Origin of the sequence: Paraburkholderia megapolitana, from assembly GCF_007556815.1 — a bacterium.
GTDB lineage: Bacteria > Pseudomonadota > Gammaproteobacteria > Burkholderiales > Burkholderiaceae > Paraburkholderia > Paraburkholderia megapolitana.
On record NZ_CP041743.1, the window covers coordinates 834,870 to 857,024 of the forward strand.

Below are 22,155 nucleotides of genomic sequence, written 5' to 3' on the forward strand. Positions count from 1 at the left end.
GGACGTTCCGAAACTGCGAATATTGTGGCCGGCCTACTGAAATGCCTCGACAAGATAGTCGATGAGCACCCTCACCCGCATCGGCACGCGGCGGCCAGCCGCATAAACAAGATGAATAGGCACCCGCTCGGGCTGCGATTGCGGCAGCAATACCTGAACCTGACCGGAACGGATCTCCTCTGCCAGCAGCCAGAACGGCGCCTGAGAAATACCCAGACCGCACAGCACAGCGGCGCGAATATGTTCTGCATCGCCGGTAAGCAGCGAGCCGTGCGGAACGTAGGAGACGGTTTCGCGCCCGACCTTGAGTGCCCAGGGGTAACGCTCGCGGCCTTTCGCAAAGACAATGCAGGTGTGTTTGTCCAGATCGGGAATGCGAGTCGGCACGCCTTGCGCCGCCAGATACCCGGGAGTGGCCACCAGGACGAAATCGGTCTCGGACAATTTCCTCGCGGTCAGCGAAGAGTCCACCAGTCGCCCATGGCGAATGGCCAGATCGACACCCTCTCCCACCAGGTCGACCTGGCGTTCCGATACCGACAGTTCGATCGAGACATCCGGATAGCGTCGAAAGAACTCGGGAAGTAGCGGCGTAATGCAAAGCCGGCCATGCGCCGGAGCGGTATTGATCCTGATCAGTCCTCGCGGCAACTGCTGGCGCTCGCCCACGGAAGACTCGATCGCGTCGAAATCGTCCACCCATTGTTTCGCCGACTCGTAGAACGTCTGCCCCGCTTCCGTGATCACGACGCGACGCGAGGTACGCAAAACGAGCTGAGCACCCAGATGTCGTTCCAGCGCCACGATCTGCTTGCTGACGGCAGGCTGCCCGATCCCTTCCTCGCGCCCCACGGCGGAAAAGCTGCCGCATTCGACAAGGCGCACAAACAGGCGAATTGCATCCAGTCGGTCCATGTGTGGCACCTCATCAATTCCAGAATGGAATCGATGGTATGTCTCGAAGCGGCGTTTCGGCAATGGATGAAGTTGCTTATGTTACGGGCTGCGCTATCAGCGAAACCAGAACCGACACCGAAACAGAAGGAGCTTATTGATGAAAGCAATTTGTGTAACGCCGAGCCGAGAGTTGGAAGTGCGCGACATCCCGACCCCGGACCAGCCCGCGCCGGGCCATGTCGTCATCGACATGGATGCGTCCGCAATCAACCATGGCGACAAGACTTTCCTGAGAGTACCCACCGCGGCGGGCAGTGTGCCGGTAAGCGGTCGCCACGATGTGTGGGGTGCTTCAGGATCGGGGCGCATCGTGGCGTTGGGAGCAGGTGTCCCGGAAGAATATGCGGGCAAGCAGGTGGCGATCTATCGCGCGCTCGCCAGAAGCCCGGAGAACGTCGGACTATGGTGCGAAAAAGCGCATATGCGCCACACGAGTTGCCTGATCCTGCCCGATCATGTTCGCGCAAGAGACTATTGCGGCTCGCTCGTCAACGTCATGACGGCTTACGCTTTTCTCGAAGAGATCGTTGAGGCAGGGCACAAGGGTGTGATTGTCACAGCCGGGAATTCGGCAACCGGCCATGCGCTCGCCACGCTCGCGCGCAAAAGGAACGTGCCCGCGATTTTTCTCGTGCGCACCGAGGCAGCACGGGACGCGCTCCGCGCATCGGGTGTGGAGCATGTCATCGTCACCCGCGAGGGCTTCACCGATACGCTCGCTGCGCTATCTACCGAACTCGGGACGACTGCGGTGTTCGATGGCGTGGGCGGTGACCTGCTCGGGAAAATTGCTCCCAGCCTGCCGATGAACTCCACGATCTATTTCTATGGCTTCCTCGGTGGCAGTGCGCCGGCTTCGATCCAGTCCGCACTCTTCATGATGAAAAATCTGATCATGCGGCGGTTCAGCAATTACGACAGCAGGACCGTGAAGGATCAGGACAAACTCGTTGCCGCGCTGAAAACGCTCGCGGGCGTGATCGACGATCCGATGTTCATGACCCGGATCGGCAAAGAGTTCAGCTACGATCAGATCGATCTGGCCATGGCGTACGAATCGCTCGATGGGAGTAAAGCTGTCCTGGTTGCGTAGATTTCGGCATTTATTGCATTCCTTGTTTTATCGACCGGATGCTGATCGGATAAATTGCGGAGCGAATAAATTGCGAATTGAATAAATCGATAAAATCATTTAAAAGAATTTGACAACAAGTCACTCGCATGATCCCATCCAGTCATACCCGATTGAAGAACAGATTAATTTCTTTCAATTGAAATTAATTGAATCTGGCTCTGGAATTTACACAGAAATCAGGCAATTCTGTAGTTACATAATTTGCGCCGACATTTAGGGCTCTCTTTTAAGAACGAGAAAGCCTTTATCGAATTGCGTGCTCAATATCTGGGTAACGCCGCTCGACGCCTGCTGCCTGCGTCTCGTAGAGGCGTGCCCAGCCGCCGGCAATACAACTATCCGCATACGCGCTTCAAAGAAAGTGCGTGAGTAACTGGGATTGTGCATGTTCTCGCGAATATGCCATCCCAGCAGTCGTTCCCCTATAGCAATCAGGAGATGTTCATGAGAACAGGAATGCTCAAAGGTCTTATAGCGATTGTTTGCGGATGTGCACTGGCGGCATGCGGAGATAGCGGTTCCGGCGGCGTAGCAAGCGTGGCAAACAAGGAAAAAGCAGTGTCAGCGGCGGCAGCAGCCGTGCCGGGCGGATTTATATTCAGCCCCTACAAGGACATCACAATCAGCCTGAACTGGAACACAAACGTGATTTCCACCAATGTGACCGGTTCGCTTCAACCGATCCTGAACGTATTGCCAGGTAACCTCAGCACCCTGACGTGGGCTTTTGCCACCGGAGAGTGCGGTAGCGAAAACTGGGGCGGACTGCAGCCGTCGATGGTCGCCAGCGCGAACGTGCAAAACATGGTGAACGCAGGGAAGAAGTACATCCTCTCGACCGGGGCGCGGCGGGGACGTTTACCTGCGGCACGGATGCCGGATTCCAGAAATTCATCCAGACCTACAACTCGGCCAATCTCGTGGGCGTCGATTTCGATATCGAACAAGGCCAGAGCCAGGACATCATCAACAACCTGGTCCAACGGGTCATCACCGCGCAGCAAAGCTATCCGCAGTTGCGTTTCAGTTTCACGATCGCGACGCTCGGTGGCAATTCGCCGCAAAGCCTGGGGACGGAGGGCGTCATGGTCATGAACGCCATCAAGAGCTATGGGCTGACCAACTACACCGTCAACCTGATGGCGATGGATTACGGCAGCACCAGTGCGTCGAACTGCACGATCAGTAACGGGCAGTGCGAAATGGGTCAATCGGCGGTTCAGGCAGCGACCAATCTGCATAGCTACTACGGCGTGCCGTATTCGCAGATCGAACTGACACCGATGATCGGCGGCAATGATACGCAGGGCGAAACGTTCACGCTCGCCGATGTAGCCACTGTCACCTCGTTTGCTCAACAGAACGGCCTTGCAGGGGTCCATTTCTGGTCATTCGATCGCGATGACGACTGTACCCAAAGTTACTCTTCGCCGACCTGCAACAGCTATGGACAAGCCGGTACGCTGGGCTTCACCAACCGGTTCCTGTCCGCGTTGAATCTCTAACGTCTCTGGGCACATGAGTGCGGAGCAGGCGAGCTCGCCTGCTCCTTGTCAGCGAAGAAATTCCGGCCGGCCCCTGGTGGGACCAGGCTGCGAGACAGATATGGAGAGAAAGAGATGAGACAGCAGCAAGAGAAATTAACAGCAGGCAGATTGGCAAGAATGCTTTCTACGGCGCTGGTGGTTACGGCAGCCGCAAGCGTGCTCCATGCAACAGCGGGTCTTGCCGCCACGCCGCCAGCATCGTCCGCGGGTAGCTACACGATTGTCAACAGCAATACGGTCCGGTTCAACGCCTCAGGGGGCTCGTGGGTCATCTTGCACTATGTCGTGGGTAGCGGATCGCAACTCAACGTCGCGATGACCATGTCTGGAACGAGCGGAACCTATACCGTACCCAACATCCCCGCTGGCAGCGTAGTGAACTATTCGTTCACCGTCGGTCAGGCAAACGGCTCCGCGTACGACACGGCATGGAGTCAGCTTACGATGGGGTCGTCGGCACCCGCTTCCGGTTCGTTCCCGGCCGCCGGAACGACGATCAATCTGGTGAACGGCACCAACGGTACGTACCCGGACAGCCAGGTGTACTGGACGATGGTCGGCATGGACCCGACGAACAACAACGCCTATGTCCATGTGAATTGCTCGGGCGCACTTGTTCCCATGAGTGCCGGCGACGACTCCGAACAGACCAAGAACGGTATCGGCTACGCGAACTATTCGATTCCGCTGTCGCAGTGCAAGTCGATCACGATCCCGCAGATTACGTCCGCGCGGCTGTACCTGAGTGTGGGTAGCACCATGTACCTGCAAGCGGTAGGCAGCCCCGTAACGGGCTATACAGGGCCCAATATCGACAACCCGACCGATCCCAACATCGACGTGACCTTCGACTTCGTCGAGCTGGATGTGAACAGCGCGAATTTCTTCGGCAATACGACGCGCGTCGATCAGTTTGGCTTCCCGGTGCAGTTGCGGCTGCAAGGTCAAGGTGGGTTCGACCAGACGGTGGGTGAGACGGAAACACGTGCGGCGCTGTTCCAGGAGTTCCAGGCACAGGTGCCGGCGCCGTTTCAGGGGCTCGTGCAGTCGCCGTACCGGATCGTTGCACCGGCACATGGCAGTTTCAACACGGGCGGCGCGAACGGGACCTATCTGGACAGCTATATTCAATCCGTCTGGAACCAGTACACCTCGCAAAGCCTGACCTTCACCGATGCGCAGGGTACCTTCACGGGTCATGTCGTCAATGGACAGTTCCAGTTCACCGACGGCCAGGGCACCTACTACATCAACGCCAAACCGACCACTGCCGAAGTACTGCTTGGTAACGGTGTGCTGAACGATGCATCGAATGCCGCGCCCGGTGTGCCGACCGCTAAACAGTTGCAGATCCAAGCCCAGCTATGCGCGGCGCTCAACCGTCATGTTGCGGAAAACTCCGCACTTTGGGCCACTTCCGGAAACTTCTATGCGACACAGCCCACGAACTCGTACTCGCAATTCTGGCACGCGCACGCGATCAACAACCTGACGTATGGGTTCCCGTATGACGATGTGAATGGGTTTAGCTCTTCGCTAGTGGGCACCAATCCGACCATTGCGACGATTACGGTGGGTTGGTAGTTACACGCTTCCATAGGCACGGGCACGGTGCCCGTGCCACTCGTCCTCAAACAAGGCGCAAGCCGTTCTCCGGCAAAATCTCCTGAATCACGGCGAACCGATGCTCTTTCACAGCATCGTGGAATTTCCGGTAGTCGCTTTGCTCGAACGCCGGAGTCCAGACGGGCCCCGACTTGCCATCGTCCTTGACCTTGATACCTGTCGCCTTGTGCTTCCAGGAACCGGGTCCTTTAGGGATATAGGCAACCAGTTCTTCCTGCAAACCGGGAAACGCACCCGCGGCCAGCCAGTCGTGGATGACCTGCAGCCGCACGTTTTCGTCCGTATCGACGCTGGTCGAAAGCAGCTCGCGCAATACGCTTTTCTCCTGTGCTTTCAGGCCCGGCTGGGTGTTCAAATCGTCCGCGCCCGCACAGTACGCCTGCACGGCGCGACAAGCCATGTCGGCGGCAACGAGGAAGTCGGGGAGATTGTCCCGTACCACGCGCTGTCCCTTGCCGTTGACGTAGTGCCATTTTGCCCACGGCTGGTCGGGATAATGCAGAGCGGCGCCATGTCCGAGCGGGACGGTACGTGAAAGCACTTCGGCCTCGACATCGTCGACGAGATGGTCCGTCGCGCGCCGGATATGTTCAAACCATTGCGCCGGGGTACAGTCTTCAGCTTCGAGGTGACTGACCTTGTTGTAGTCGGACTCGATGCCGGCGAAACCCTGGTGTGCCCAGGTATCGACATACGTGTGCAAGGTCACGCCGAGTCGATGCAAATCGTTGTCGGTACCTTTCTTCGCAATGGCCTTGAGAATGACCTCGCGCGCGACCTTGCTGTCGGGACGGCAAACAGCGCGTTCCTCAAGGGTATTCCCTTCCCCTGCGGGGAGAAAATGAAACGGCGTCCAGACGAGTCGATTCAACTCGTTGAACAGATTCTCGTAATCGAAAATCTTGTGGGCGCTTGCGATGCGCTCGAAACGCTCGCCGCCTGCGAAATACAGCAGGCCGGGTGTTGTAGCGTCGTCGACGTACTGACAGGCGTGCGCCACGGTCGTTGCGTCCGCAACGGGTAGTCCGGCAAGCCTCGATACAACGTAAATGACGCCATAATGGAAATCGATATTCATGACTGGTCTCTCTTTTTCTTCGCCTGTTGCGTAGTCAAGGAACGGGCTGATGGTCTGCAAGTTTGCCCGATTCTTCACGCAGGGTTGGCGGTTCGCGTTGGCGCTGCCTAAAGAACGAGTGTTACAGGACTTAATTTCAGCTTCAAGTCCGGAAACCCCTCACAGGGTACTTTTCTGCGTTGGGCGGCACAGGGCGAGCCGCATAAGGATGCGTCACTCAGGCAAGGCCGCGACTTTCCTGCTCTCAGTGCGACGAGACATAGATTGCATCCGCGAACACCTCCGGGATGGCGAAGCTCTCGCGCATACGCTTCGCCTCCGCCGCCGGTGTCATACCGAACAGACGCTTGAACTCTCTGCTGAACTGGGACTGACTCGTATAACCGACAGCATGGCTCGCTGCTTCCGCAGTCAGATCCTGCCGCACCATCAACAGACGAGCCTGATGCAGACGAGTCGACTTCACGTACTGCATCGGCGACACCTGCGTAATCGCCTTGAAGTGGCTATGGAAGCTCGGCACACTCATCCCTGCTTCGTCGGCGAGTTGCGTAACGTCGAGGGGACCCGCGTAGCCGGCATGGATAAGATGTATCGATCTGCCTATCCGGCCGAACTGTCCTCGCATTGCTAAAGCCTCCCTCATCGAGCCGCCCTGAGCGCCTGACAGCACGCGGAAATACACTTCGCGCAGCAGCCCTGGGCCTAGCACAGCAGCTTCGAGCGGTCGGCCCAGTGCCTCGATGAAGCGCAATACGGATGCCTGCATGGCTTCATCCATCGGCGTCGACATCATGCTCTGCGGAGCTTGCACACGCTCCCCGGTGCCTTCGTGATCGATCTGCGCCGCGAGCTCGGCGGCCATTGTGAAATCGAGGTGCAGATACAGCGCAAGCAGCGGACGCTGCGGCGTCGCATCGGTTTCCATGCTGAACGGCACGGGTACGGACACGGCCAGATAGTGACGCTCGTCGTAGAGGTAGAGCTGATCGCCGAAGTGGCCTCGCTTGCGCCCCTGGCAAACAATCACGATACCGGGGTCGTACAGAACCGGCGTGCGCGACAGCGCACGGTTCGAACGCAGGATGCGCACGCTCGGCAACGCCGTCAGGTTGTAGCCCTCATCGGGAGCCAACGCGCGCAGCAGCGCAACCATGTGTTGCTGGCTTTGCGAGGATAGATCGGAGGGCTGGGGAACGGCGCGCCTTGTACTCATAGTTTTGTGCAATAAATTAAGCGGAATCTGGCTTATTTAGCCACATTCATGAGACTAGTATGCACTCTCCAATCAAGGTTCGGGAGAGATTTCAATGACATCCAGTAAAGTTCTGCTCATCACGGGCGTCAGCAGCGGTTTCGGCCGCGCACTCGCAAAAGAAGCACTGGCAGTGGGTCACAAGGTCGTCGGTACGGTGAGAAGTGCACAGGCAAAGCGCGATTTCGAGTCTTTGCATACGAACGCGGCCTTTGGACGTGTGCTCGACGTGACCGACTTCGACACGATCGAGCACGTCGTTGCGGAAATCGAGGCGAGCGTGGGCCCCATCGATGTCCTCGTCAACAACGCCGGCTACGGTCACGAGGGGGTCATGGAAGAATCGCCGCTGTCGGAGATGCGCCGACAGTTCGATGTGAATGTATTCGGCGCGGCCGCCATGATGAAGGCCGTGCTGCCGTACATGCGCGAGCGTCGACGTGGGCACATTCTGAATATCACGTCGATGGGCGGCTACATCACCATGCCGGGAATCGCCTATTACTGCGGCAGCAAATACGCGCTGGAAGGTATCTCCGAGGCGCTTGGCAAAGAGGTCAAACCTTTCGGCATTGCTGTGACAGCCGTGGCGCCTGGTTCGTTTCGCACCGACTGGGCAGGTCGCTCGATGACGAGAACACCTCGCTCGATTGCAGACTACGACGACACTTTCGAACCGATCCGCAAGGCGCGAGAAGAGAAAAGCGGCAAGCAACTGGGAGATCCCGCAAAAGCTGCACGCGCGATGCTTGTTGCAATCGCCGCCGACCACCCACCTGCACATCTATTGCTCGGTAGCGACGCCCTCGCGCTCGTGCGAGACAAGCTGTCGGCATTGGAGAATGAAATCGGTGCGTGGGAGGCTGTTACGGTCTCGACGGACGGTTGAGAACTTCGCGTTGCCCGTCGCCTCGCGGCAGTGTCACCACTTTCCGGGACAGACATTGCGAGAGCACCCCGGTCTAATGATCAGCCTGGGAACACATTCGTGAATCCGGAGCTTGCTTATCGATTGCCGCGCGTTTGACATCCTTTTAGTCAGGAATGCATCGGAACCCAGATATGCGACCCGGCTCACGACACCCCCATTCGATCGGTGTCCACCACATCCGGCCTTTCCATTGCTGATGCGTTTTCCCTGCTGACGGAGCAACATCTTGAGATTTGACAGAAAACGCGTACTGGTCACGGGCGGCGCCGGCTTTCTCGGCTCCCACCTTTGCGAGAGGCTGGTCGGGCTAGGTCACGACGTGATCTGTCTGGATAACTTCATGACGGGGACCAAGGACAACGTCGCAGGTTTGCTCGGCAACTCTCACTTCGAAGTACTGCGTCACGACGTCACGTTCCCGCTCTATACCGAGGTCGACGAAATCTACAATCTGGCCTGCCCGGCTTCCCCCGTGCATTACCAGTTCGACCCGGTGCAGACGACCAAGACAAGTGTGATGGGTGCGATCAATATGCTGGGGCTGGCAAAGCGCACGCATGCGCGCATTCTGCAAGCGTCCACGAGTGAGGTCTATGGAGACCCGACCGTTCATCCGCAACGCGAAGACTATCGGGGCAATGTCAATCCGCTCGGGCCGCGGGCCTGCTATGACGAAGGAAAGCGCTGCGCGGAAACGCTATTCTTCGACTACTACCGACAGCATCACGTCGATATCAAGGTCGTGCGAATCTTCAACACCTACGGGCCGCGCATGAGTCCCAACGACGGGCGGGTCGTATCCAACTTCATTGTTCAGGCTTTGCGCGGAGAGGACATCACGCTATATGGCGACGGTTCCCAGACGCGGGCATTTTGCTATGTAGACGACCTGATCTCCGGCCTTGTCGGCATGATGCAAACGCCGAAAGATACGACAGGCCCAGTCAATCTAGGCAATCCACATGAAATTCCGGTGCGCGAACTGGCTGAACGCATCATCCGCCTGACCGACTCAAGCTCGAAAATCGTGTTCCGACCGCTGCCCGTCGACGACCCTCTACAGCGATGCCCGGACATCGGCCTCGCGCACAACCTGCTTGACTGGCAACCGCGCGTGGCGCTGGATGCGGGCCTGCATCGCACGATCGACTACTTCCGGGCGAGTTTGGGATTACGGCTATCCGCGCTTACCGCTTGACGTAACGTATTGGCGGTGTACCTCGTCTACCTGACTCTGCAGTAGTTCGTGCCGGCATGAGTGCTGACACGAACTGCGCACACCTGCTGCCAGTTTTCGCTTGAGCATGAACCCGTTGCGCTACGTCAAGCGTAATGCTTCGTCATCCTCTGTGCATGTACACCACCCGACTCCCACTGAATAGCCTTCGCGGAAAACGTCTGCAGTAGAGTAGACCCTGTCTCATCGATGTCCGCACCGTGCGCGCGCAATGCCGCAATCAGTTTCTCCGGTGCAAGTTCTTACACCATATTGCAATCGTCTTCCCACATGCTCGAGTCGACATCGATCGACAACGCGCGGGTTCCTCGAAACGATGTTTCGCAATTGTCATCGATCCGTCGCCACTACATCGATGCGTCATCGAGTCGGTGCTATTCTCCGAAACGATGTTTCGTGGGAACAGGAGTTCCGTCGCATAAGGCGATGATGTTTTGATGCGCTTCGCATCGAGGCGAAAAACGCATACGGGAACGTCGATTGTGATCTGGGTGACCGGATATCTGGAACGCATGATCGTCTTGCCGATGGCTACGCACAAGGATCTCAGCTACGCACTAGCGATGCTGAATTGCTTTCAGTTGATGCGCACGACCAACAAAAAGCACATGATACGTACGGGCAAAACTGATGAGCACGGGCAAAGTTGCACAGTTACACGCCACGCAGTTCGACTCATTGATAACATAAACCATGCTGATCATATCGGGATGTCCGCGCCTGTCGGCCCTTACCGCAATGCAGACGTAACAAACCAGTAACGCTATTGCAATACGAAGATTGGCCAAGTGTCCTTTTCATCAACGCCGCGCGATTGAACGAACCGGACAGAGACGACTACGACACCTGCGAAGAAAGGTGTGTCTCTGCGGTGCTCATTCGTGAAACAGTACAGGCCACTATGCGCGACAGCATCGTACAACTCGGAAGAGTGATTTCTAACGTAGGTACGACCAGGTTCTTTCCAGCCATGAAGCGGTTCATCGGCGACACGGTCGCGATCGACGCGATGCACGTGTCGATCTGGAACAGCGACGAGCATCGCGGCCGCTTCATCGATGGCGTTGCGGTCCACGGTGCCGAACTGCATGGCGCCGATATGCGCGATCATCTTCCCGAGCCGTTGATGGCGCAGATTCTCGATCTGGATGGCCCGCAGATCATCCACGTAGAAGCGCGGGCAGCCGGTGCTGCCGATTCGATATCGCCCATGTATCGATGTCTCATGCTGATGCGGCGATTCAATTCGCATTTCATCATCGTTCTGCAACGAAATGCGGAGCGTGGCGATTTCCAGCCGGACGAACTTACGTCGCTTGGTGATCTGTCATTGGTGTTGTTGCCGCTCGTCGAGCAGCACACGTCGCCGCAACCGCCCGCCCCGATCGACGACACGCCCGCGATTACCGCCGCCGACACGTTGTTGCCGGACAGCAGCGTCGCTACGCTTTCGCAAACCTTCTTGACGCGCCTCGAGCAGAGGCACATCACGCTGTCGTCACGCGAGCAACAGGTCTGCATCCTGATCCTGTCGGGGCACACGCTGCCCTCGATCTGCGAAGAACTCAACCTCAGGGCAAGCACGGTAGAAACCTATCTAAAACGTGCGCGCATCAAGCTTGGGCTCAGCGGGCGGCACGGCCTGTCGCGCTGGATGATCGAATAGGGTCGGCCGTCGCACTCCACCTGTCCAACTGAATGCGTGCCACCTTTCCGGGCCGGTGCGGCCATTACAATGCGTCGCGCATTTCCACCAATTGGGACGCTATGCCGAATCGCAATTCTCAATTAATAATTACCATGATTTATCAATGATGAATAATTCCATAGATTAATGATCAGACAATTGAATACCGGTCCATCTACACTTCCGCCGGATCATTGAATGGACATGCAGCAGTCATTAGCGCATCATCGAGACCGCTATATCAACGACAAAATCCAGATTTCAGTATATATTGCCACTTGACCGGATCCCCACCCCGCAAGGTTTTCCGGCACTCAGATGCGCGAAAGATACAAAAATTTCCCCCTGCAATTCGCCGAATTTTCATCGAATTTTTGGCAGATCCATGTTATGGACGAAACGCCATTTCCCTCCTGTCATCATGCGCATGGCATTGAATAGCGCCAGTGAAATTCATTTTGAATTGTCTGAATGATTTTGTAATTTTTGGAACTTGCGAAATGAGTTGTCATTAGGTTATTTATAGTAATCGATTAAAATTTTAAATGAGAAAATATCCACTCACCTGACGTATCATCACTCCCGGTCCACAAGATCAATGTTATCGCCGCGTATTCGTCGGCGCTGGATCCGGTAGGGTCTTACGACCTACCCCGTCGATGCCAAGTAACTGTTCCTGAAAGCCCCGAACAACAAGATGAAGCGCCGAGATCGAATCGTCGGCGCGGCGTCGTCCTGCCCGCGTGCCCTGGTATTCACTGATAGCGATATGAAAGCTTCGAAAGCATTTCGATAACTCACACTCATTCCCCCAATACCGTCGATACATCGGCGTAAGAGTCAGTGAGCAGCGAAGTCATTTTCCAGATGGCAAAATTGCCATGTAGATTTTGAGGAGTTCGAATTGAACGGTTTTTTTGCGAAGATGGGACAGGTGATCACCGACAGCGGAACCGATAACTTCGTGGCTGGCATACACAGGCTGATCAACGACTACGTGCCAGTAGACGTGACCGAGGCGACGAACTGGATTATCGACAAGACGAACAAGAACGTAGCCACGATTCAGCGGCTGGGCACGTGGGGAGCGGCTGCCAACCAGTTTAGCTTCTGCCGCGACGTCGGACATTCATGCGAAGACAGACCTGAATCGTCAATATTGAGCAGAATCGTTAATTCAGAAGATTCGCAGTTGATTCATTTAAAACCGCGCACTGTGTCTCACGATATTCACGACAATTCTTCCGGTATCGTTTATCAATGCATCCTGCTCTCCCATCAAGATAATCGACGTCACGTCATTTCATTATCCCGGGCGGCACAACCGCGCGATTTTTCATTACAGGAATTATCGGTATTGAAACAACTTTCCGATGCCATTCTGCCGGCAGTCGGATATCACGCCCGCAGAAGAATTCGCGAACCGAAACGCGACGGATTAACTACCGCAGTGCCGGGCGCCGCCGAAAACCACGCAATGCAGTTACAGCGCAACTTCGACGAGCGTCTGAACGAGATGGGCGTCGTGCTGTCGAGCCGGGAGTATCAGGTCTGCCTCGCGCATCTACTGGGCAACACGTTGCCCGCTATCGCCCGCCAGCTCAGCGTACAGGAGAGCACGGCAGCCACGTACTTCAAGCGTGCAGGCATCAAGCTGAATCTGAGCGGCCGGCATGGCTTTGCCAAATGGATGCTCGGCACGGCCTCCTAGCGCCAGGAGCAGGCCTGGGCCCAGGGCAGATCGCCCGATAGAGGGCCGCACATCGTCGCCATCCCGCGCGTCGTCCCGTTGCGTCGCAAGTAGCGTCGACCCTACTGCGCTCTTCTGAAATGCCGCCATTGTTGCGGTATTCAATCGTTAAAAAGACCTTCAAGAAACCTTTCATCCCACCCAGAAAGGCTTAATGAAAAAGGCTGTCCGGGCTCTGAAATACTTTTGCTCCGGCGGTAAACAATTATTCATTCGCGCATCGCAACAATAATCTTCCGCTTTACACACCGAATCTCGTTACCAGTTCCGGCTGTTAGTATTTTTCTCCGACCGCCTCTATTTTCGTAGGGTCGCAATGATCGCTGGAAATACGCAGGTCGAGAAAAACCCCCGCTTCGCTGTAATAACGACACCTCCAGTTCCGACGAAAGGCATGGGAATGCACGATGCAGCCGCCCTGGCATCGCCCCCAGTTTCTTTGCCATTGCTCACGAGGAGTCCCCTGCGCATGAACACCGTCCGTTGCCTGTTGCGTCTCGCCGATCCCGCCACACTGGCCAACCGCTGGGGCCTCGCGCGCTGGGCGCCGCTGCCGTTACGGCTGATCGTCGGATATGGCTTGATTGCGCATGGCTACGCGAAGATCATCAAGGACCCCGAGAACTTCGCCGCGATTCTTCATGCGCTCGGCGTTCCGGCCGCGCACTTCATGGCGTGGGCGACGATTGCCATCGAACTGCTGGGCGGCACGGCCATTCTGGCGGGAGCATTCGTGCCGCTCGCGGTCGTGCCGATGATCGTCGTGCTGGCTGTTGCCATTTTCACGGTACATCTGCCGTTCGGGTTCACGTCGATCAAGTTGATGGCCGTGACCAGCGCGGGCCCGCAGTTTGGTCGGCCCGGCTATGAAACGGACCTGCTCTACATTGCCTGCCTCGTCGCGCTGGTATTCGGCGGCTCGGGGCCGTTCTCGGTCGATGGTTTTTTACACGGCCGAAAGGTAACGAGAGGGAAATGAATTACTCGCGCCGCATCGCGCCGGGCTAAGCCTGGCCCGCCGCGGTTATGTCCTTACGCCACCTCGCCGCTGCGGCAAACGGCGGCCTCGGACTGCAGTTGCGCGAGATGTCGCAACAGCTTCGTCACCATCCCGACCACGGTCAGCGCGAGAATCACGAAGAATCCTGCGAGCGGCGTCAATACCTGTACCGACACGAAACCGGCCAGCCCCATCATCGCCGACGACACGAGCAACAGCGCACAGCCGAGAATCGCGCTTGTCAGCCCCGCGATATGCGGGAACAGCGAGTTGCCCTTGGCCATCAGGGTCGGATACATCGCGCCGGCGCAGAATCCCATCACGAGCACCGGTGTAGCGAGCGTCCAGACCCGCAGACCGACCGTCAGCGCAAGCACCAGCATCGCGATCGACGCGGCCGCCATCACGCGCGCGCCGATATGCAGCCGCTGCTCCGCGCTCGGCAGGCGCGGGCCGTGCACGCGATTCGACAGGCCGCCCAGGAAATACATCAAGCCGATGCCGAGCGCGAGATAGGCGAAGTAGGTCGGCGGCTTGTGCAAGGTGTTCTGCACCATGAACGGCCCGACGATGTTGAACACCAGCAGGATGCTGTAGCACAGCCCTTGCGCGAGAAAGCAGCTCTGGAACACCGGGCTCGAGAGTACCTTGCCCGCGTTCGTGAACAATGTGCGCGGCGCGAGGTGTACCGGCTGCGGCAAGGTCTCGCGATAACGCCAGACCAACGCCCACATCACCAGCGAATAGACGAGCAAAAAGACCAGGCAGGACTTCCAGCCGAACAACGTTTGCAGGTGTGCGCCGATCACCGGCGCAACAATCGGCGCGAGCCCCCATGCGATCGCCATGTACGTGAACGCATGAATCAGCGCCTGCCCGGAGAACGAATCGGTGATGATCGCCTTCGCGAGCAGGTTGGTGGAGGCAATACCAAAGCCCTGCAGACAGCGGGCGAGCAGGAACATCTCCAGATTCGGCGCGGCAAGCGACAACACGCAACCGATCGTGAATATTACAAGTCCGAAAGCAAGCACGGGCTTGCGACCGTGTGCGTCGGCTACAGGCCCGAAGACAAGCTGGCCGAGCGCGTAAGCCGCCATATAGCCGGACACGCTCGACTGGATCGCCTGAGGCGATGTCGCGAAGAAACGTGCCATCGCGGGGAGCGCGGGGACGTAAATGTCGATTGCGAGTTGGCCCGCTGAGGCAAACAGACAGATCAGGAATAACAGGAAGCGCGGCGAATTCGGCGTGCGCGCAGGAGTAAGCGCGTGCTCAGGGAGAGTGTGGTTCATGACAGCTTGAAGGGGCGGATCGGGGGACGTGCATTGTTCGCTGCGGGTGAGCGCAACGCGAATGTGGCGCCATCTATGCGTATTGTGCCTGTTATCGCGTTGATGGCGCTTACGTCCCGGCTGGCGCTGGGGTTACTGTTCAGGCGGTGTAGCTGCGTATCGCGACTAGTGATTCAGTAGTGGTAGCGACACGAGATGACGTTGAGTTGCGGGCCGGCGACTTCGTAGACCAGGCGATTCGTGTCGTCGATTCGGCGTGACCAGAGACCCGCCAAGTTTTCCTTTAACGGCTCGGGCTTACCGATTCCCTCAAACGGCGTGCGTTGCATTTCCTTGATGAGTTGATTGATGCGCCTGAGTGTCTTCTTGTCCTGTCCCTGCCAGTAGACATAGTCGTCCCACGCCTCTGCAGTCCACATGACGTTCAAAGCACCTCTCATTCGTCGCCTTCAACCAGCTTACGGGGCTTGACCTTGCCCGCCCGTGCTTGCGCGATCGACCGCTCCAGATGCGCAACGTTGGCCGGGGAGCGCAGCAGGTGAACGGTTTCCATCAGGCTGTCGTAATGCGACTGGGACATGACGATCGCGTTGGGCGAGTCGCGCCGGGTGATGAGCGTAACGTCCATGTCGTCGACCACCTGATCGATGACGCTTTTTAAGTTCGCGCGTGCGTCGGTAAACGGAATGGTGCGCATAGATCCCTCCGATGGATAACCTGTACCGCAACGGGTACAACTCTATCACATCGCCATCAACATGTACAGTGCATGGTACATGTGTGCCAATCCGTTGGGCCTTGAGCCGACGTTGCCACGATGTGCTAAATACGCTCGCACGACCACTCTTCGATATCGGCCTTCGCGCCGTTCATCAACCTAGAAGCGATCGAGCATGCCGAATTGCACGCCACGCACCGACGCACCGGGCCACGAAGGTGTCAGGCCCGTCACATTCACGCCGCGCAGTGTGAATTCGCCTTGCCCGCGGTTGTGCAACCAGCCGGTGCTCGCATAGAGCAATACGCGCTTCGACAGGTCGTACTCAAAGGCCGCGCTGAACTGGTCGGCATTGTTGTCGCCACCCGAGCGGTCGCGCAACCAGGTATAGCCGAGCGAGGCACGCAGGTGCGCGTCGACGGCATAGCGCGCCGACACCGACAAGCCGTCGTTGTGATAGCGCGGCGTGCCGCCGTCGCCGTTGAAGAACGACACGAAACCCGTCACCGGACCGTAGACGTACGAGACGCCACCAAGGTTCGCGCGTAGTGCGCCGACACCGTGCGTCTGCTGGTGCGCATAGGAAATGCGCAACGGGCCATCGCGATACGCGAAGGTTTCGATGTGGCCCGCGAGGCCGTTGCCGTTGCCGTCGCCGTCGCTTGCATCGCGTAACGTGGCCATCAGCGTGGTCGAGAAGCCGTGGAATTCGGGCGACAGATACGTGATCGCGTTGTTCACGTAGGGCGTGATCTTCGAGAGGTTGTCGAGACCCGAGGCGATGGTGCCCGCCCCGAATGCATCGAGCTCGCCCTTGAACGGGATATAGATCGGCGAGTACTGGCGGCCCATGCGTACCGTGCCGTAGGGCGTACCCACACCGATCCACGCCTGCCGGTTGAAGATCGTGTTGCTCACCGCGTAGGTGCCGTCGGCGGAACCGAAACCGTTTTCCAGTTCGAACAGGATGTCGACGCCGTTGCCGATATCCTCGGCACCGCGCAGGCCCACGCGTGAGCCACGATAGGCGCCCGAGTCCATCCGCGCGACGTAGCCTGCGCCGGGATTGGTGATTTCAATGCTGGTGTCGAACGCGCCGTAGAGCGTGACCGAGCTTTGGGCGTGTGCGCTCATCGCGTGCGCGGCGAGCGCAACGAGCACCGCCGAAGCGCGCGGCGCGCGACGGCGGAATACCCAGAAAGCGCCGCACGCCGCGCTCGATCGCCCCATTACTGCGGCGGCAGCGCGTAGGCGATCACGTAATCACCGAGTTTGGTGCCGAACGAACCGTGGCCGCCCGCGGCGATCACGACGTACTGGCGACCGTCGATGGAGTAGCTCATCGGCGTCGCCTGGCCGCCCGCGGGCAGACGGGCTTCCCAGACCTGCTCGCCGTTGTTCACGTTGAACGCGCGGATGTAGTTGTCCGCAGTCGCGCCGATGAACGCGACGCTGCCCGCCGTCACGATCGGACCACCCAGCATCGGCATGCCGAGCTTGAACGGCAGCGGAATCGGCGAGCTGTCCTGCACCGTGCCGATACGCTTCTTCCACACGATCTCATTGGTCTTCAGGTTGATCGCCGAGATGTAGCCCCACGCCGGTTGCTTGCACGGCAGACCCAGCGGCGAGAGGAACGGATTGATCGTCACGCCGTACGGCACACCGTACTGCGGCTGGATGCCTGACTCGGTACCACTGCCCTTGGCTCCCGGCTCAGGTTCCAGCGGGTTGCCCGATCCACGTGGAATCAGTCGCGAGACGAACGGCAAGCCGATCGGGTTCGCGACGGCAATCTGGCGGTCGGTGTCGATAGCAAGACCGCCCCACTCGAACACGCCCAGGTTGCCCGGAAACACGAGCGTGCCCTGCAGCGAGGGCGGCGTGAACGTGCCCTCGTAGCGCAGCTGGTGGAACATCACGCGGCACACAAGCTGGTCGAACATCGTCGCGCCCCACATGTCGGCGTCGGTCAGATTCTTCGACGGACGATACGTGAGCTGTGAGAACGGCTGTGTCGGCGCAACGTGGTCGCCGGGGGCCGCACCCTGCGGCACGGGCGTTTCGGGTGCCGGCACGACCGGCACACCGGTGCGGCGATCGAGCACGAACAGGTTGCCGGTCTTGGCCGGCGCGTACACGACCGGCACGGTCTTGCCATCCTTGTCGGTGATGTCCGCGACCGTGGGCTGCGACGGCTGGTCCATGTCCCACAGATCGTGGTGCACGCTCTGGTAGAACCAGGCGAGCTTGCCGGTCGAGGCGTTGAGTGCGAGCAGCCCAGTGGCGTATTGCTCCAGCTCCGGCGTGCGGTCGCCACCCCAGATATCCGGCGTCTTTACACCCATCGGCAGATAGACAATGTCGAGCTTCGCGTCGTAGGCGGCGGGTGCCCACGAGTTGGGCGAATTCCACGTGTAGTGTTCGCCCGGGCCCGGAATGTGATTCGGGTCCTTCGCGCCCGGATCGAACGCCCAGAGCAACTCGCCCGTACGCACGTCGTAGCCGCGGATGACACCCGACGGTTCGCGGTTCGAGAAGTTGTCCTCCACAGCGCCCGCCACGACGATCACCTTGCTGGTAATGATCGACGGCGAGGTGGGCTCGTACATGCCCGGTGTCGTGACCGGTTGTGCGTGTTGAAGGTCGAGGTCGCCGTTGCTGGCGAAGCCCGCGCAGCGCTCGCCGGTTTGCGCATCGAGCGCGTAGAGATGGCCGTCGTTGACGGGCAGATAAATGCGGCGAGTACAGGCGCCGTTGGCTGATGGTGCTGCGGTGGCGGTTGTTGCCGAGGCCGCTGTTGCCGCGTCACTCGCGGCTGCGGCAGGCTCTGCCGGTGCCGGTGCTGGTGCCACACTCGCCGAGAGATCGACATACGACACACCGCGGCAGGTCACGTGCTGGAACGACGGATCCGCCTTCAGTTGCGGATCGAACTTCCACTTCAGCGCGCCCGTCTTTGCGTCGAGCGCAAACAGGATCTGATGCGGCGAACACAGGTAAAGCAGATCGCCAATCTTGATCGGTGTGACTTCATTGGTGATCTCGACCGGATCGTTCGGGCCTTTCATGTCGCCCGTGCGGAAGGTCCAGGCCACCTGCAGGTTCTTCGCGTTTTCCGGCGTGATCTGCTGCAGCGGTGAGTAGCGCGTGCCTTCCTGGGTGCGTCCATAGGCCGGCCAGTCGGCGGGATCGATGCCGTTCGGATTCGCCGCGGGCGTTCCGGCCGCGGTGCTGAATGTGCCGTTGACCGTCTGCGGATCGTTGAAGCTCGCGTAGACCAGCACGCCCGCCCAGATCACGAGTGAGGCGACAAGCGCGCTCACGGCGGACCTGCGCGGCGTGTCGAGACGCCAGCTCACGAGCAGCAGCAGCCACACACCGAACAGGACAAGCACACCGGAGCGCGGCGCGAGCGCCCAGAAGTCGGGACCTGACTCCCACAGCGCCCAGATCGCCGTGCCGACGAGTACCAGTGCATAGAGCGTAAGTGCCGCCGGACGGCGGCGGTACAGCAACCACGTCACGCCAAGTAGCAGGATGCCGGTCACGATGTAGTAATACCCCGACCCACCGAGCGAGAGCAGCCATCCGCCGCCTATCAGCAGATAGAGCGCGGTTAGCGCGGTGAACAACAGGGTGATGACGCCGATGAAACCCGCGGATGTCGATTGTCTGGGCATGTTGATCTCAACCTTCGTTCGAGGACGCTGTTTGCATCGCCTGTTACGCGATGCGAACAGCACAGGCATACCGGAAATGCGGGAGTTGCGGGAAAAACAATTGCGTCAGAACACGTGCATCATGCCGACGTACGCGCCGGTCTGCGATTCACCGGCGATCGGACTGGTCGGCGAGTTCGAATCGCGCGGCGTCGCGAATACCGAGAAGGTGCCGTTCTTGCTGTTGTTCACGTACGCGACGGTGCCGTACAGGAACGTGCGCGCGCTCAGGTTGTAGGTGGTACCGAGCGCATAGAGCATGGCGTGGCTGCCCGGGTCGTGCGCGGCATCGCCGCCGCCGTCGCCCACACGGATGTAGAAGCCCGCTGCCGTCACGGCCCAGTGCGGCGTGGCCTGGTAGGTGGCGCCAAGCCAGTAGTGATCGGCGCTGTCGGCCACGCCTGCGGGCGAATCGGGTGCCGCGTAGTGAGTGTAGGCGGCCTGGATCTTGAACTTCTGCACGCGTATGTTGGCGCCCGCGAAATACTCGCGCGAGGCAGTGAAGATGTTGGACAGGCGGCCGTTCGAATCGCGCAGTTCGTCGTAGATGCCGCGCAGGTCGAAGAGTGTCGAGTGATAGCTGAGCATGATGCCGTCCGAGCGACCGAACTCGCCCTGGGCGCCATTGTTGAAGCCGTTCGCCTGGTTACCGAACGCGTATTGTCCCTGCACGTCGACGCCCTGCCAGACGGGGCTGTGATATTCGACGTTATTGCTTGTCTGTTGCCAGTTGCGCCCGCGTACCAGCGAGGCCGACGAGACCGCCTGCTGCACGAACGGATCGAATTCCCACACGCCGTCGCTGTCGATGAAGAGATTCCGGCCGGCTTGTAACTGGCCCCACGTCTCGTTCTTCAAGCCGACGTAGGCGCGGCGCGAGAACATCCTGCCGCCGCCTGAGGTGCCGTTCATGATCTGCAGTGCGGTTTCGAGGTCGAACAACGCGGTGTTGCCGCCGCCCAGGTCCTCGGTGCCCTTGAAGCCGAGCATGCTCGTGCCCCAGTCGCCGCCTTCCGCGCTCCAGCGGCTCGAACTGCCGCCCGTGCCGTTGGCAATGTGATTCAGATATTCGATACCGCCGTCGACGCGGCCATAGAGCGTCACGCTCGATTGCGCCAACGCTGCGGTGCTGGTTGCGAGTAGAACGAATGCGCCTAGTTGATGTTTCACGTCAACTCCCAGGTGAATTCTTCTTTAGTTCTCCGCACCTTGCCCTGCCTGGACTGGTGCGAACGCGGCGATTTATCCAGCATCGCGGGCATGCTCTGCGTGATGCCGGGCGGCAACGCGTGATTCAATGCGGATCGGACGGACAGATGACGCGGGGTAAATATAGCGCGTGATGTGCGCTGTGACTAGGGCGGTGACAATTGCTGAATGGGTCGCGCGAAAGTGGTGGGCAGCGCGACAAGGAGAGCGAATCGCTCGGGCAGCTTGTCGTTCACTCATTCGTGCCGACCCTGCGTCCCGGCGATTCCACAGCAACCTCGAACTACCCGCGCCCCGTAACCGGCAGCAACGCACCGGTGATCGCCTCCGCATCCGGAGAAAGCAGGAATGCGATGATCGAGCCGATCTGTTCCGGTTTGACCCATTGCGTGAAATCGGCGTCGGGCATGTCCGCACGATTCCTCGCCGTGTCGATCGTGCTCGGCAGGATGGCGTTGACTGTTACCCCATTCTGTTTCAGCTCTTCCGCGAGCGCTTCGGTGAGACGTGCCACTCCGGCTTTCGATGCAGAATAGGCGCCCATTCCCAAACCACCCTTGAGTGCCGCCATGGCACTGATATTGACGATACGTCCCGCACCGTTTTCCAGCAGAAACGGAATCGCCGCTTCCGACGCAGTCAACACTGTTTTCACGTTCATCTGGTACATCAGATCCCAGGTGTCTGCACTTCCTCCGGCGATCAACTCCCAGCGAAATCCACCCGCGATGTTGACCAGCGCGTCCAGACGACCGAAGCGGGTTTTGATTTCCGCAAATGCCTGCCGGGTTTGCGCGGGGGAAGCCAGGTCCACGCCACCAATCGCAATCGGGTTGTTGCCCGATTCTTCCGACAGATGTGGTGCTGCCTCTCGACCCAGCAGCACGACCTGCATGCCACGCGTTGCCAGGACCTTGCCCACAGCGCTACCCAGGGCACCGAATCCACCGGTTACGGCGACGACTTTTCCATTCAGGCTGTTGTCCATGTTCGAAACACCAAAGAAGG

19 protein-coding genes are annotated in these 22,155 nt (G+C 58.9%); 8 read left to right on the plus strand and 11 right to left on the minus strand.

The genetic code is table 11. The features are described from left to right. Positions 1–33 precede the first annotated feature (33 nt). On the minus strand, positions 34–915 hold the full coding sequence (locus FNZ07_RS03540; protein ID WP_091008542.1) for a LysR family transcriptional regulator: 882 nt from the start codon (positions 913–915) through the stop codon (positions 34–36). Between the two features lie 139 nt (positions 916–1,054). Here FNZ07_RS03540 and FNZ07_RS03545 point away from each other — a divergent pair, with 139 nt between their 5' ends. Continuing rightward, positions 1,055–2,050 (plus strand): MDR/zinc-dependent alcohol dehydrogenase-like family protein, encoded by a 996-nt coding sequence (locus tag FNZ07_RS03545; protein WP_091008545.1) that lies wholly within the window; start codon positions 1,055–1,057, stop codon positions 2,048–2,050. 716 nt (positions 2,051–2,766) lie between these two features. On the opposite strand, the gene FNZ07_RS33945 is transcribed toward FNZ07_RS03545, so the two are convergent. After that, a complete protein-coding gene (locus FNZ07_RS33945) occupies positions 2,767–3,039 on the minus strand; it encodes a hypothetical protein (protein ID WP_249040659.1) in 273 nt (90 codons plus the stop codon). On the opposite strand from FNZ07_RS33945, the gene FNZ07_RS33950 reads away from it, so the two are divergent. Beyond that, the gene (locus FNZ07_RS33950; protein ID WP_249040660.1) at positions 3,013–3,597 is read left to right on the plus strand and encodes a glycoside hydrolase family 18 protein; all 585 of its coding nucleotides are present in this window, start codon (positions 3,013–3,015) and stop codon (positions 3,595–3,597) included. The two genes, FNZ07_RS33945 and FNZ07_RS33950, sit on opposite strands and share 27 nt — an antisense overlap. Before the next feature lie 159 nt (positions 3,598–3,756). Beyond that, positions 3,757–5,223 (plus strand): glycoside hydrolase family 64 protein, encoded by a 1,467-nt coding sequence (locus tag FNZ07_RS03555; protein WP_245811393.1) that lies wholly within the window; start codon positions 3,757–3,759, stop codon positions 5,221–5,223. Positions 5,224–5,269: 46 nt separating this feature from the next. Here the strand turns inward: FNZ07_RS03555 and FNZ07_RS03560 are convergent, their stop codons facing one another. Together FNZ07_RS03560 and FNZ07_RS03565 are read right to left on the minus strand one after the other, a co-directional pair. After that, a complete protein-coding gene (locus FNZ07_RS03560; RefSeq protein WP_091008551.1) occupies positions 5,270–6,343 on the minus strand; it encodes a DUF6765 family protein in 1,074 nt (357 codons plus the stop codon). A gap of 244 nt (positions 6,344–6,587) precedes the next feature. Continuing rightward, on the minus strand, positions 6,588–7,499 hold the full coding sequence (locus tag FNZ07_RS03565; protein ID WP_091008554.1) for an AraC family transcriptional regulator: 912 nt from the start codon (positions 7,497–7,499) through the stop codon (positions 6,588–6,590). Positions 7,500–7,653: 154 nt separating this feature from the next. Here FNZ07_RS03565 and FNZ07_RS03570 point away from each other — a divergent pair, with 154 nt between their 5' ends. The 5 genes from FNZ07_RS03570 (at position 7,654) to FNZ07_RS03590 (ending at position 14,182) form a co-directional block, all read left to right on the plus strand. Next, positions 7,654–8,487, plus strand: a complete 834-nt coding sequence (locus FNZ07_RS03570; protein WP_091008559.1) for an oxidoreductase — start codon at positions 7,654–7,656, stop codon at positions 8,485–8,487. Positions 8,488–8,755: 268 nt separating this feature from the next. Continuing rightward, a complete protein-coding gene (locus FNZ07_RS03575) occupies positions 8,756–9,727 on the plus strand; it encodes a UDP-glucuronic acid decarboxylase family protein (protein ID WP_091008563.1) in 972 nt (323 codons plus the stop codon). Between the two features lie 1,009 nt (positions 9,728–10,736). Next, a complete protein-coding gene (locus FNZ07_RS03580) occupies positions 10,737–11,432 on the plus strand; it encodes a helix-turn-helix transcriptional regulator (protein WP_170275658.1) in 696 nt (231 codons plus the stop codon). A gap of 925 nt (positions 11,433–12,357) precedes the next feature. Continuing rightward, positions 12,358–13,164: a helix-turn-helix transcriptional regulator gene (locus tag FNZ07_RS03585; RefSeq protein WP_091008570.1), complete on the plus strand. Its 807-nt coding sequence runs from the start codon at positions 12,358–12,360 to the stop codon at positions 13,162–13,164. 508 nt (positions 13,165–13,672) lie between these two features. After that, the gene (locus tag FNZ07_RS03590; protein WP_091008573.1) at positions 13,673–14,182 is read left to right on the plus strand and encodes a DoxX family protein; all 510 of its coding nucleotides are present in this window, start codon (positions 13,673–13,675) and stop codon (positions 14,180–14,182) included. 53 nt (positions 14,183–14,235) lie between these two features. Here FNZ07_RS03590 and FNZ07_RS03595 read toward each other — a convergent pair whose 3' ends face one another. The 7 genes from FNZ07_RS03595 to FNZ07_RS03625 all read right to left on the minus strand — a co-directional run bounded on the left by FNZ07_RS03595 (position 14,236) and on the right by FNZ07_RS03625 (position 22,135). Continuing rightward, positions 14,236–15,498, minus strand: coding sequence for a multidrug effflux MFS transporter (locus tag FNZ07_RS03595; RefSeq protein ID WP_091008577.1), 1,263 nt, complete (start codon positions 15,496–15,498; stop codon positions 14,236–14,238). Positions 15,499–15,671: 173 nt separating this feature from the next. Continuing rightward, the gene (locus FNZ07_RS03600) at positions 15,672–15,917 is read right to left on the minus strand and encodes a Txe/YoeB family addiction module toxin (protein WP_407670584.1); all 246 of its coding nucleotides are present in this window, start codon (positions 15,915–15,917) and stop codon (positions 15,672–15,674) included. Positions 15,918–15,934: 17 nt separating this feature from the next. Next, positions 15,935–16,195, minus strand: coding sequence for a type II toxin-antitoxin system Phd/YefM family antitoxin (locus tag FNZ07_RS03605; protein ID WP_091008583.1), 261 nt, complete (start codon positions 16,193–16,195; stop codon positions 15,935–15,937). A gap of 180 nt (positions 16,196–16,375) precedes the next feature. Beyond that, on the minus strand, positions 16,376–17,446 hold the full coding sequence (locus FNZ07_RS03610; RefSeq protein ID WP_091008585.1) for a porin: 1,071 nt from the start codon (positions 17,444–17,446) through the stop codon (positions 16,376–16,378). Continuing rightward, complete coding sequence (locus tag FNZ07_RS03615; RefSeq protein ID WP_091008587.1) at positions 17,446–19,899, minus strand: glucose/quinate/shikimate family membrane-bound PQQ-dependent dehydrogenase; 2,454 nt, start codon at positions 19,897–19,899, stop codon at positions 17,446–17,448. Before FNZ07_RS03615 ends, FNZ07_RS03610 begins: the two co-directional genes overlap by 1 nt. Before the next feature lie 105 nt (positions 19,900–20,004). Beyond that, positions 20,005–21,120 carry a porin gene (locus FNZ07_RS03620; protein ID WP_407670586.1) on the minus strand — a complete coding sequence of 372 codons (1,116 nt, stop codon included), beginning with the start codon at positions 21,118–21,120 and terminating at the stop codon, positions 20,005–20,007. Positions 21,121–21,430: 310 nt separating this feature from the next. Continuing rightward, positions 21,431–22,135: an SDR family NAD(P)-dependent oxidoreductase gene (locus tag FNZ07_RS03625; protein ID WP_091008591.1), complete on the minus strand. Its 705-nt coding sequence runs from the start codon at positions 22,133–22,135 to the stop codon at positions 21,431–21,433. Between the last annotated feature and the right edge of the window lie 20 nt (positions 22,136–22,155).

Coding starts and splice junctions, on each gene's coding strand:
- FNZ07_RS03540 (WP_091008542.1), bottom strand. CDS start 915: ATGGACCGACTGGATGCAATTCGCCTGTTTGTGCGCCTTGTCGAATGC.
- FNZ07_RS03565 (WP_091008554.1), bottom strand. CDS start 7,499: ATGGTTGCGCTGCTGCGCGCGTTGGCTCCCGATGAGGGCTACAACCTG.
- FNZ07_RS03625 (WP_091008591.1), bottom strand. CDS start 22,135: ATGGACAACAGCCTGAATGGAAAAGTCGTCGCCGTAACCGGTGGATTC.
- FNZ07_RS03555 (WP_245811393.1), top strand. CDS start 3,757: ATGCTTTCTACGGCGCTGGTGGTTACGGCAGCCGCAAGCGTGCTCCAT.
- FNZ07_RS03605 (WP_091008583.1), bottom strand. CDS start 16,195: ATGCGCACCATTCCGTTTACCGACGCACGCGCGAACTTAAAAAGCGTC.
- FNZ07_RS03615 (WP_091008587.1), bottom strand. CDS start 19,899: ATGCCCAGACAATCGACATCCGCGGGTTTCATCGGCGTCATCACCCTG.
- FNZ07_RS03570 (WP_091008559.1), top strand. CDS start 7,654: ATGACATCCAGTAAAGTTCTGCTCATCACGGGCGTCAGCAGCGGTTTC.
- FNZ07_RS03580 (WP_170275658.1), top strand. CDS start 10,737: ATGAAGCGGTTCATCGGCGACACGGTCGCGATCGACGCGATGCACGTG.
- FNZ07_RS03590 (WP_091008573.1), top strand. CDS start 13,673: ATGAACACCGTCCGTTGCCTGTTGCGTCTCGCCGATCCCGCCACACTG.
- FNZ07_RS03600 (WP_407670584.1), bottom strand. CDS start 15,917: ATGTGGACTGCAGAGGCGTGGGACGACTATGTCTACTGGCAGGGACAG.
- FNZ07_RS03610 (WP_091008585.1), bottom strand. CDS start 17,446: ATGGGGCGATCGAGCGCGGCGTGCGGCGCTTTCTGGGTATTCCGCCGT.
- FNZ07_RS03560 (WP_091008551.1), bottom strand. CDS start 6,343: ATGAATATCGATTTCCATTATGGCGTCATTTACGTTGTATCGAGGCTT.
- FNZ07_RS03545 (WP_091008545.1), top strand. CDS start 1,055: ATGAAAGCAATTTGTGTAACGCCGAGCCGAGAGTTGGAAGTGCGCGAC.
- FNZ07_RS03595 (WP_091008577.1), bottom strand. CDS start 15,498: ATGAACCACACTCTCCCTGAGCACGCGCTTACTCCTGCGCGCACGCCG.